Origin of the sequence: Streptomyces sp. NPDC002088, assembly GCF_040296605.1 — a bacterium.
Lineage (GTDB): Bacteria > Actinomycetota > Actinomycetes > Streptomycetales > Streptomycetaceae > Streptomyces.
In genome coordinates, this window is the sequence record NZ_JBEOXO010000041.1 from 60,317 (window position 1) to 70,583 (window position 10,267).

Here is a 10,267-nt window from a genome sequence, read left to right on the forward strand (position 1 = left end):
CGAACACTCCTGCCCGAATGCCGAATGCCGAATGCCCGATTGTCCGAGTGCCCGAGTGCCCGAGATCGAGGAGATGACACCGTATGACCGGTTCCGAGGCCGCGCCCAACCGCATCGACACCAGCCGGCCGCATCCGGCGCGGGTGTACGACTGGTGGCTGGGTGGCAAGGACAACTATCCCGTGGACGAGGAGCTGGCCCGCAGGATCCTCGCCCTGGACAGCACGGCGGTGCGCGGGGCGCGCGCCAACCGCCGCTTCATGCACCGGGCCGTGCACACGGTCGCCGAGGCGGGGATCCGCCAGTTCCTGGACATCGGCACGGGCATCCCCACCGAGCCCAATCTGCACCAGGTGGCACAGGGGGTCGCGGCGGACGCGAAGGTGGTGTATGCCGACAACGACCCGATCGTGCTGCGGCACGCCGAGGCGCTGCTGACCGGCTCGGCCGAGGGCAGCACCGAGTACGTGCACGCCGACGTCCGTGACCTGGACACGGTGCTGCGGCTGGCCGGGGAGACCCTGGACTTCACGCGGCCGGTCGCGCTGTCGCTGGTGGCGCTCACCCACTACCTGAGCGACGAGTCCGACGGCGACGACGCGTACGGGCTGCTGGCGAAGTACGTCGCCTCGCTCGCCCCCGGCAGCTACCTGATCCTGTCCCAGGTCACCCCCGACCTCAGCCCGAAGGCCGTCGAGGGGGCGGCGAACCTCTTCCGGCAGAGCGGCACCCCGTTCTACCCCCGTTCGCTGGCCGAGTTCTCGCGTTTCTTCGACGGCCTGGAGCTGCTGGGCCCGGGCGTGATACCGGTCTCCGGGTGGCGGCCGGGACCGGAGGACGTGGCGGCGCAGGCGGAGGGCATCGTGCCGGTGTACGCGGGGGTCGCCCGCAAGGCCTGACCCGTACGGGTGCCGTGCACGAGGAACACTCCCTGGCTGGGCGTTCCCTAGGCGGCCCCGCCCTTCGTGTCCCGTTCGTCGTCGACGATCTCGGCGTCGACCACGCCCTCCTCGTCCTGGGTGTCCTGCGCGCCCTGTGGTGACGAGGTCTCCGTCGGGGACTGCTGCTGGGCCTGGGCGTACATCGCCTGGCCCAGCTTCTGGCTGACCGAGGCCAGCTTCTCGATGCCGGACCGCAGGGCGCTGGTGTCGGCCTGCCGCTCCAGGAGTTCCTTGAGTTCCGTGATCGCCGACTCGACCTCCGACCTGGTGTCGGCGGGGACCCGTTCCTCGTTGTCCCGGATGAACTTCTCGGTCTGGTAGACGAGTTGCTCGGCCTGGTTGCGGGTCTCGGCGGCCTCGCGGCGCGCCCGGTCCTCCTCGGCGTACTGTTCGGCGTCCCGCATCATGCGGTCGATGTCGTCCTTGGGCAGGGCGGAGCCGCCGGTGACGGTCATCTTCTGTTCGCGGCCGGTGGCCAGGTCCTTGGCGGAGACGTGCATGATCCCGTTGGCGTCGATGTCGAAGGCGACCTCGATCTGCGGGACGCCGCGCGGGGCGGGCGGCAGTCCGGTGAGGTCGAAGACGCCGAGCTTCTTGTTGTAGGCGGCGATCTCGCGTTCGCCCTGGTAGACCTGGATGCCGACCGAGGGCTGGTTGTCGGTGGCCGTGGTGAAGATCTCCGAGCGGCGGGTGGGGATCGTGGTGTTGCGTTCGATGAGCTTGGTCATGATGCCGCCCTTGGTCTCGATACCGAGGGACAGCGGGGTGACGTCGAGGAGCAGGACGTCCTTGACGTCGCCGCGGATGACGCCGGCCTGGAGCGCGGCGCCCACGGCCACGACCTCGTCCGGGTTGACGCCCTTGTGCGGGTCCTTGCCGGTGAGTTCCCGGACCAGGTCGGTGACCGCGGGCATCCGGGTCGAACCGCCGACGAGGATCACGTGGTCGATCGCGGAGAGCTTCACTCCGGCGTCCTTGACGGCCTGGTGGAAGGGGGTCTTGCAGCGGTCCAGCAGGTCGGCGGTGAGTTCCTGGAACTGGGCGCGGGTCAGTTTCTCGTCGAGGTGGAGGGGGCCTTCGGCGGAGGCGGTGACGTAGGGGAGGTTGATCGTCGTCTCCGAGGACGACGACAGTTCGATCTTGGCTTTCTCGGCGCCCTCACGCAGGCGTTGCAGCGCCATCTTGTCCTTGCCCAGGTCGATGCCGTTCTGGCTCTTGAAGCGGGTGACGAGGTGCTCGACGACCCGCTCGTCCCAGTCGTCGCCGCCGAGGTGGGTGTCGCCGTTGGTCGCCTTGACCTCGATGACGCCGTCGCCGATCTCCAGGAGGGAGACGTCGAAGGTGCCGCCGCCGAGGTCGAAGACGAGGACGGTCTGCTCCTCGCCCCGGTCGAGGCCGTAGGCGAGGGCGGCGGCGGTGGGCTCGTTGATGATCCGCAGGACCTTCAGGCCCGCGATCTCGCCGGCCTCCTTGGTGGCCTGCCGCTGGGCGTCGTCGAAGTAGGCGGGCACGGTGATGACGGCGTCCGTGACGTCCTCGCCGAGGTAGGACTCCGCGTCCCGCTTCAGCTTCTGCAGGACCCTGGCGGACAGCTCCTGGGCGCGGTAGCGGGTGCCGTCCACGGAGTCCTGCTCCGGGAACCGCCACCCCGGGTCGCCCATGTGCCGCTTGACGGAGCGGGCGGTGCGGTCGACGTTGGTGACGGTCTGCCGCTTGGCGACCTCGCCGACGAGCACCTCGCCGTTCTTGGCGAAGGCCACGACCGAGGGTGTGGTCCTGGTGCCCTCCGCGTTGGCGATGACCGTGGGTTCGCCGCCCTCCAGCACGGCCACCACCGAGTTCGTGGTCCCGAGATCGATCCCGACCGGACGTCCCATCGCTGTCCCCTTCCGCCAGGGTCACCAGGAGGTTCCGCCGGAGAGCCTCCCGTCTTCCAGCACAAAACTTGAGTGCTTTCTTGTCAATGGGACGGGTGGCTTCGTCAGTGGCTGGGGCGCTCCGCCCCTGCCAGTCCGCGCCGGTCCGCGCCCGGTGGCTCCCCGCGCAGTTCCACCGCCCGCCGGGGCCGGTCCGTGATCAGTACGTCCACCCGGGTGTCGTCGAGGAAGGTCCGCATCCCGGTGTCGTCGTTGACCGTCCACACCATGGTGAACAGTCCGTTCCGGGCTGCCTCGCGCAGCACGTTGGCGCGGGCGAGCCGCTGGTGCACGGCAACGCCGTGGGCGCCGCAGGCACGGACGCGACGCATGGGGAACAGTTCGCTCAGCCGGGTCGCCGCCAGACGGGCCGGCCCCACCTCCTTGCGGTCGCGCCCCAGGGACAGGGCGGTGCGCACGTCCGGGAACGCCTCGGTGATCGCGGCGACCGAGCGGTCCTCGAGGGTCGTGGCGACGAACCCGTCCGCGCCCAGCAGGGCGACGGCCCGGTCGATCACCTCGCGCTCGTAGCCGGTCTCCTTGAGGTCGAGGTGCCCCACGAGCTTCCCGGCGATCAGCTCCATGACGTCGTCGACGACGGGCACGTCGTATCCGGCGTGTTCGTTGAGCTCGTCGTGGGTGAGGCGGGACAGGAGTTGTCCGGTGTGGTTGACCCGGGGGTCGTGGTAGACGACGTGGACGCCGTCGGCGGTGCGCCGGATGTCGAACTCGACGTACTCCGCGCCCGACGCGATGGCGTCCTCGTAGGCCTGCCAGGTGGCGGGGCCGAAGCGTTCGGAACCGCCCCGGTGGGCGGAGACGGCAGGTCGTCGCGGCATGGGCGGTCAACTCCCGGTGGGATGGCGGGGTGCGGGCAGGCGGACGCGTCCGTCGTCGGACTGGTCGAGGAGTGAGCCGGAGCGTCCGCTGACCCGCCGGAGCATGAGAAAACCGATCAGGAACAGTGCGACGAAGGGAAGCCAGGCGAGCGCGTAGGCGACGCCGTAGGAGCGCATGTCGAGGATGGAGCGGTGGGAGTTCACGTTGGTGCCGTTCACCCCGAAGAACGCCAGCAGCAGGGTCGGGGGCAGCGCGATGAGCGTGGCCGCGGCGACAAGGCCGGAGACGGTGCGGTCGCGGCGGTCGTCGCGTTCCGCGAGCGCGGCGTCGAGGGCGGCGGAGCGGGCGTTGATGACGGAGGTGAGGCGTTCGACCATGCGGGCGGAGTTGTCGAGGCTGTCGCGGATGCCGAGTGCGTCACGCAGGGAGGACTGGAAGCCCTCGATGAGCATCTCCGGGATCAGCAGGCTGTCGACGTAGGCCTCCACGCCGAAGGCGAGGTCGAGTTGGAGTTCGTTGACGCCGGCCGACAGGCGTGAGATGAGCGAGCGGACCTCGTACGGCGAGTCCGTCAGGGCATGTTCGTTGGCTCTCATCATCTCGAACGTGGTCAGCCGGGTGCGCTGGAGGACGGCCAGGGCGGAGATCAGGCCCACCGCGACCAGGGTCAGGCAGTTCTCGACGTGCGGGGCCCAGCCGGCCTGTACGGAGACGCCGCGGCCGTGGGCGGACAGGGTGACGCCGTGGTTCCTGAGGTTGGGCGGCAGGCTGACGGCGAGGTGCGGCGCGGCGCTGCTGGGCATCTTGCCGCGGTAGATGATCCCGTTCAGCGGGACGGAGCGGCGGGTCTCGTCGGCGAAGTCGGTGTCGAGCAGCTCGGTCCGCAACTGCCCGCCGGGGAAGACGATCTGGTGGACGTTCTGGCCGAAGGCGAGTGGCCCGGGCAGGTTCAGCAGTTCGCTGACGACCTCGAGCAGGGGCCGACCGCGGAGCCGGAGGTGCTCGCGATCGAAGCAGGTGGTGGCCAGCCAGGCGGCGACGGCGTCGGCGGAGGTCTCGCCGGTGAAGTCGCAGTCCATGACGAGGGTCGCGTCGCCGCGTGGAGTGGTGACGACGAGGAGTCCGAGGGCGGCGAGCTCCAGGGAGTGCGGGGCGCCCGGGAGTTCCAGATCGTCCGGTGCCACGCGTTCACTCAGCACCGGCAGGGGCAGCACGGCCTCGCTGGAGCGCAGATGCGGGGTGAACCGGCCGAAGTCGAACTGGTCCAGGAGACGGCCCGGTCGGCCACTGGCGGGGTCGACCCGGCCGGCGAGGCTGAACAACAGCCGGATGCGGGTGAGTTCGCGCGTGGCCGAGTCGAGCACCGTGCCGTTGCTGGACGTTCCCGGCAGCATCAAGATCCTTCCGATCGCAGCATCAAATCGTTCCGATCGCCGTACGAACCTGTACGAACACCAGTGACATGTACGGACGGCCCCGACTTCCGTTCTTTTCCTACCCGGCCGGGAGTCGGGCGACCCCCCGCCGGGCGGTCGCGCGGGCCGCCTGGGCCGGCGGCCCGCGCGAGCAGGCGTGTGTCCCGCCGGATCAGGCGAGCTTCGCCGACAGGGTGATGGTGGTTCCCGTCAGGGCCTGGCTGACGGGGCAGTTGGCCTTGGCGTCCTCGGCGGCGGCGACGAACGCGTCGTTGTCGATGCCGGGGACCGAGCCCTCGACGGTGAGGTGGATGCCGGTGATGCCCTCACCCGGCTGGAAGGTGACGTCGGCCGAGGTGACGAGCTTGGTGGGCGGGGTTCCGGCGCCGGCCAGGCCGTGCGACAGGGCCATGGAGAAGCAGCTGGAGTGGGCGGCGGCGATCAGCTCCTCGGGGCTGGTCTTGCCGTTGGCCTGCTCGGCGCGCGACGGCCACGACACCGGCTGCTGGCCGATGCCGGAGGAGTCGAAGGTGACGACGCCGTTGCCCTCGAGCAGGTTGCCTTCCCAGACGGTGTGTGCGGAGCGCGTGGTTGCCACGGTTCTTCCTTTCGCGTGGGTTCCCGGGTGCGGGATTCCTGTGCACCATCCGATCACATTCCGGCTCTGCGCACCCGGAACACCGGCCCGCGTGCGGTGCCGGGGCGGTGCCGCAGAAGACGACCCGCGTGCGGGGTGGGGACATCCCGGACCTCGGCGTAGGAGGTGACGGCGCCCGGGGACTCGCCGAGCTGGAGGCGGTGTTTGCGGCACCGCCGCCGAGGACTTCCGCGCTCAGGCGGCGCGTTCCTCCTCCTCGGCCTCCAGCGGCACCTGAGGACCGTTCGATTCGCGCAGCCAGCGGCGCAGGACGCGGTGGACGTGTTCGGCGCCGACGAGTTCGGCACCGTCGTCGACCGGTGTGGAGAGGGCGAGCGGGGACATCAGGAAGGGTCTGCCCTGGGCGCCGCCGAGGCCGCCGTGCGAGCCGATCTGCTCCTCGAACGCGAGGACTTCGCCGTCGGCCGGGTCGTGGAAGGAGTTGACCATGATGTCGGCGGTGTGCGGGAAGGAGTGGGTGCGGCGGACGGCGTCGGCGGCACCCGGTCCGAAGCCCGCGAGCGGGCCGGGGTCCTCGTCGAGCCGGCCCAGGGGGATCTCGGCGCCGCGCGCACCGAGCACCAGGCCGCCGTGCTGCTCGCTGCGTACGAGGAGGAAGCCGATGCCGGGATGGTTGGCGAGGGTCGGCAGGAGTGCGGGGTGGCGGGCGTCGATCTCCTCCTTGGTCATGCGGTGCGGCACATCGGGGAAGGAGATCAGGCCGAGGTTGCCGGAGGCCAGCACGAGCGGCTCCGAGCGGCGGCGTGCGGGGCGGTGTTGTTCGCCGCCCTCCTCGACGGGGCGGCGCAGCGCGGCCCGGACGGCGGCGCGGGCCTCAGCGCCGCTGCGGGTGCGCTCGGCGCGGCGCGGTACGGGCAGTCCGCAGCCGGCCCGCACCAGGTCGCCGAGGGTGAGGCCGTAGCGGGAACGGAAGGTTTCGCCGGGGCTCTGCCCGTGGTCGGACAGCACGACGATCCGGTACGGCCGGGGGGCGTGCTCGGCGACCTTGCCGATCAGCGCGAGCGAGCGGTCCAGGCGTTGCAGGACCTTCTCGACGTCGCGGCTGCGCGGCCCGGAGTGGTGGGCGACCTCGTCGTAGGCGACCAGGTCGGCGTAGACGGCGGTGCGGCCGGCGAGCATGTCGCCCATCACCGCGGCGACGACGACGTCCCGTTCGACGACGGTCGCGAAGGCGCGGACGAAGGGGTAGAGGCCTCCGCGTTTGACGCGCGGGCGCTGCTTGCGCAGCTGCGCGCGGGTCGACTGGTGGATCTCACGGCCGACTTCGGCGACGAAGGACAGGGCGGTGCGCACGGCATTGGCGGGGTCGGAGAAGTAGGCGAAGTAGCCCGCCCGGGACCGGTTGCGGCGGTCGCGTCGGCGGGTGGCGATGGACAGCACGAGAGCCTGTTCGTCGGCGCCCCCGCTGAAGAGGTTGCCGCGGCTGGCGCCGTCCACGGTGAGCAGTCCGCCGTCCCCGGTGCGTTCGATGGCGCGGCGCTGGAGTTCGGCGGCGCTGGTCGGCCGGTTGCAGACCATCACCTCGCGGCTGTCCTTGTCGTACCAGCGGAAGGCGGGGACGTCGAAGTTGCTGCCGTGCAGCATGCCGAGCTGGCTGGCGCCGGTCTGGCTGGACCAGTCGGTGCGCCAGGACGTCAGCCGGTGCGTGGTCCTGCCCCGGGTGTCGTCCGGGGCGGTGCCCAGCCAGGCGGCGACGGTGGGCATCAGGCCCTTGCCGACGGCGTCCACGAGTACGTCGTGGCCGACGCCGTCGAACTGGAGGAAGACGGTGCCGGGGGTGGCGGGGCAGGGCGGGCGGGCACTGCGGCGGCGGTCGGCGAGGCGGTAGAGCCGGCGACGGTAGGCGTCGTCGTCGCGCACGGCGAGGGCAGCACCGGTCGCGGAGGCCACGGCGGACATCACGGCGGCGACGATGACGGCGGTCTCGGGGGCCGCCTCACTGCTGCCGGAGGGGTTGAGGCGCAGCGCGACCAGCAGGAGCGAGCCGTTGAGGAAGAAGACCAGCAGGCCCAGGACGAGTGCGGGGACCAGCAGCAGGAGCCGTACGAGGAGGGGCCACACGAGGGCCGACAGCACACCGAAGACGCCGGCGCCGAACGCGGCGGTGACGGCGATCCGAGTGGCGCTGTCACCGTCCGCGGACTGGAGCTGAAAGTCCGGCAGGATGCCCGCCAGTACCAGCATGGTGACCGTGGAGACGGCCCACACCCCGATGCTCCGCCCGGCCTGACTGACGATCCGCCGCCACCGCACGCCCCGCACGCCCCGCACACCTCACGTCCCGGCCCCACGCCGGCCGCGGGCCTCAAGCCACCACCCTGCCACACGCCTGTCGCACGGGTGGTCGTGGTCCCGGCCCAACGCCTGTCGCACGGTCGGCCGTGGTCCCGGGCTACCGCCCGTCGTATCCGGCCGTCGGCATCGACAGCCGGCGGTGCACCCGCGCCTTCATCTGCGCGTCGTACAACGGTTCTGCCCGCCCCACCGTCTCGACCCGCACCCCGCGCCGCAGGCACTCCGCGGTGAACTCCTCCACCGACGACAGCGCGCTCTCCAGCACCCGTCGGCTGGGCGCCACGAACAGGTCGAAACCGGGCCGGACGCCGTCCCACAGCACACCGTGGTCGGGGCGCAGTCCGCGCACCAGCAGTTCCCGGGCGACGACGTATCCCCGCTCCGCGGCCCACCGCGCGCACATCGCGTGCTGGCTGCGGGAGTCCACCAGGAACGGGTCGGCGTCCAGCTCCTCCAAGGGCGTCAGGCTCGCGATCGCCGTCACGCGCACCGCGGCCGGTCCGCCGGAGGCACCCCGCACCTCTCCCATGGCGTCCCCCCTCACCTCCGGGTTTCGCCGCCGACCCTACTCCTGCCCGTAGGCTTCGGGGGAGTCGCGCGAAGGAGGCAAAGAGGTGCCGGTGGAGATCACCTGGTGGGGTCACGCGACCTGCACGGTCGAGGACTCGGACGTGCGTGTGCTCACCGACCCCCTGTTCGCCCGCCGCCTCGCGCATCTGCGGCGCCGCCGTGGCGCGCTGCCGCCGCCGGACGCCCGGCGCGCGGACGTCGCGCTCGTCTCCCATCTGCACGCCGACCATCTGCACCTGCCGTCGCTCGGGCGGCTCGCGCCGGGCACGCGCCTGCTGGTGCCGCGTGGCGCGACACGCGCCGTCCCGGGACTCGGCCGGCTCACCCACCTACGGGTGCGTGAGGTGGAGCCCGGAGACGAGACGGTGATAGGCGGACTGGTGGTGCGTGCCGTGCCGGCCCGGCACGACGGGCGGCGGCTGCCGCTCGGACCGCACCGCTCCCCCGCTCTCGGCTACGTCGTCGAGGGCGAGGCCCGGACCTACTTCGCCGGGGACACCGGCCTGTTCGACTCGATGGCCGCGGACGTCGGACCGGTCGACGTGGCGCTGCTGCCGGTGGGCGGCTGGGGCCCGTACCTCGGTGAGGGGCATCTGGACGCGGGCCGGGCCGCCGAGGCGCTGGCCCGGCTGGCGCCGCGCAGCGCGGTGCCGGTGCACTACGGCACGTACTGGCCGATCGGGATGGACGCCGTACGCCCCCACGAATTCCACGCGCCCGGCGACGAGTTCGTGCGTCTCGCGGCCGAGCTGGCTCCCGGGGTGGCGGTGCACCGGCTCGGGCACGGGGAGAGCGTGCGCCTGGAGGTCGCACGGTGACACCGCTGGCCGCCGCACCACTGACCGCCGTGTCGGCTCTGGCCGGCGCGCCACTGTCCGCACTGGCCGCCGCGCCGGCGTCCGGCCTGACGGCTCTGGCCGGCGCGTCGGCGTCCGGCCTGACGGCTCTGGCCGGCGCGCCGGTGTCCGCGGCGACCGCTCTGGCGGCCGCCGTGAATCGGAGCGTGCCGCCGGAGTCCACGCAGCAGGCACTCGGTTATCCGTCGCTGTTCCTGCTGGTGCTGATCGGGGCGCTGGTGCCGGTGGTGCCGACGGGGGCGCTGGTGAGTTCGGCGGCGGTGGTCGCCTTCCACCAGACGGCGCCGTTCGCGCTGGCGCTGGTGTTCGTGACGGCGTCGCTGGCCGCGTTCCTCGGCGACGCGGCGCTGTACTGGCTGGGCCGGCGCGGGATGCGGTCGAAGAACGGATCGCGGTGGCTGGAGGCGATCCGCGCGCGGGCGCCGGAGGACCGGCTGGCGCAGGCGCAGGAGAAGCTGGCCGATCACGGGGTGGCGGTCCTGGTGCTGTCCCGGCTGGTGCCGGCGGGCCGTATCCCGGTCATGCTGGCCTGTCTGATGGCGAACTGGCCGCTTCGCCGCTTCGCCCGGGGCAACCTGCCGGCCTGCCTGGCCTGGGCCGTGACGTACCAGCTGATCGGGATCCTCGGCGGTTCGCTGTTCAGTGAACCGTGGGAAGGCGTGGTCGCGGCGGGGGGGGGGGCCCGGGGGGACGCCCAGCCCCCCCGCCCCGAGGGGGCCCCGCCCGACGACCCCCCCCACGGCGGGACCGCAGGCGGCAAGGGAGCAAAAGAAAA

General features: G+C 72.0%; 9 protein-coding genes. 3 read left to right on the forward strand and 6 right to left on the reverse strand.

Annotated elements, in window-relative coordinates; genetic code table 11:
* Positions 1–83: 83 nt before the first annotated feature.
* The gene (locus ABT114_RS45960; protein ID WP_351152062.1) at positions 84–899 is read left to right on the forward strand and encodes an SAM-dependent methyltransferase; all 816 of its coding nucleotides are present in this window, start codon (positions 84–86) and stop codon (positions 897–899) included.
* A 47-nt stretch (positions 900–946) separates the two neighbouring features.
* On the opposite strand, the gene dnaK is transcribed toward ABT114_RS45960, so the two are convergent.
* From dnaK to ABT114_RS45990, 6 genes are all read right to left on the reverse strand, one after another.
* Entirely contained in the window at positions 947–2,818 is a 1,872-nt protein-coding gene (dnaK, locus tag ABT114_RS45965) for a molecular chaperone DnaK (protein ID WP_351152065.1), read from the reverse strand.
* Between the two features lie 104 nt (positions 2,819–2,922).
* Positions 2,923–3,696, reverse strand: coding sequence for a glycerophosphodiester phosphodiesterase family protein (locus tag ABT114_RS45970; protein ID WP_351152068.1), 774 nt, complete (start codon positions 3,694–3,696; stop codon positions 2,923–2,925).
* Between the two features lie 6 nt (positions 3,697–3,702).
* Positions 3,703–5,091 carry a hypothetical protein gene (locus tag ABT114_RS45975; RefSeq protein ID WP_351152071.1) on the reverse strand — a complete coding sequence of 463 codons (1,389 nt, stop codon included), beginning with the start codon at positions 5,089–5,091 and terminating at the stop codon, positions 3,703–3,705.
* A gap of 193 nt (positions 5,092–5,284) precedes the next feature.
* Positions 5,285–5,710 (reverse strand): OsmC family protein, encoded by a 426-nt coding sequence (locus ABT114_RS45980; RefSeq protein WP_351152075.1) that lies wholly within the window; start codon positions 5,708–5,710, stop codon positions 5,285–5,287.
* Between the two features lie 234 nt (positions 5,711–5,944).
* Positions 5,945–8,032 (reverse strand): phage holin family protein, encoded by a 2,088-nt coding sequence (locus tag ABT114_RS45985; RefSeq protein WP_351152078.1) that lies wholly within the window; start codon positions 8,030–8,032, stop codon positions 5,945–5,947.
* A gap of 130 nt (positions 8,033–8,162) precedes the next feature.
* A complete protein-coding gene (locus ABT114_RS45990) occupies positions 8,163–8,594 on the reverse strand; it encodes a hypothetical protein (RefSeq protein WP_351152081.1) in 432 nt (143 codons plus the stop codon).
* Positions 8,595–8,679: 85 nt separating this feature from the next.
* Here ABT114_RS45990 and ABT114_RS45995 point away from each other — a divergent pair, with 85 nt between their 5' ends.
* Together ABT114_RS45995 and ABT114_RS46000 are read left to right on the forward strand one after the other, a co-directional pair.
* On the forward strand, positions 8,680–9,453 hold the full coding sequence (locus ABT114_RS45995) for an MBL fold metallo-hydrolase (RefSeq protein WP_351152083.1): 774 nt from the start codon (positions 8,680–8,682) through the stop codon (positions 9,451–9,453).
* A gap of 161 nt (positions 9,454–9,614) precedes the next feature.
* On the forward strand, positions 9,615–10,267 hold a 653-nt coding region (locus ABT114_RS46000), incomplete at its 3' end, for a DedA family protein (RefSeq protein ID WP_351152100.1).

Bases quoted from the DNA above. Each gene is read 5' to 3' on its own strand.
- ABT114_RS45960 (WP_351152062.1), top strand. From the start codon at position 84: ATGACCGGTTCCGAGGCCGCGCCCAACCGCATCGACACCAGCCGGCCG.
- dnaK (WP_351152065.1), bottom strand. From the start codon at position 2,818: ATGGGACGTCCGGTCGGGATCGATCTCGGGACCACGAACTCGGTGGTG.
- ABT114_RS45970 (WP_351152068.1), bottom strand. From the start codon at position 3,696: ATGCCGCGACGACCTGCCGTCTCCGCCCACCGGGGCGGTTCCGAACGC.
- ABT114_RS45975 (WP_351152071.1), bottom strand. From the start codon at position 5,091: ATGCTGCCGGGAACGTCCAGCAACGGCACGGTGCTCGACTCGGCCACG.
- ABT114_RS45990 (WP_351152081.1), bottom strand. From the start codon at position 8,594: ATGGGAGAGGTGCGGGGTGCCTCCGGCGGACCGGCCGCGGTGCGCGTG.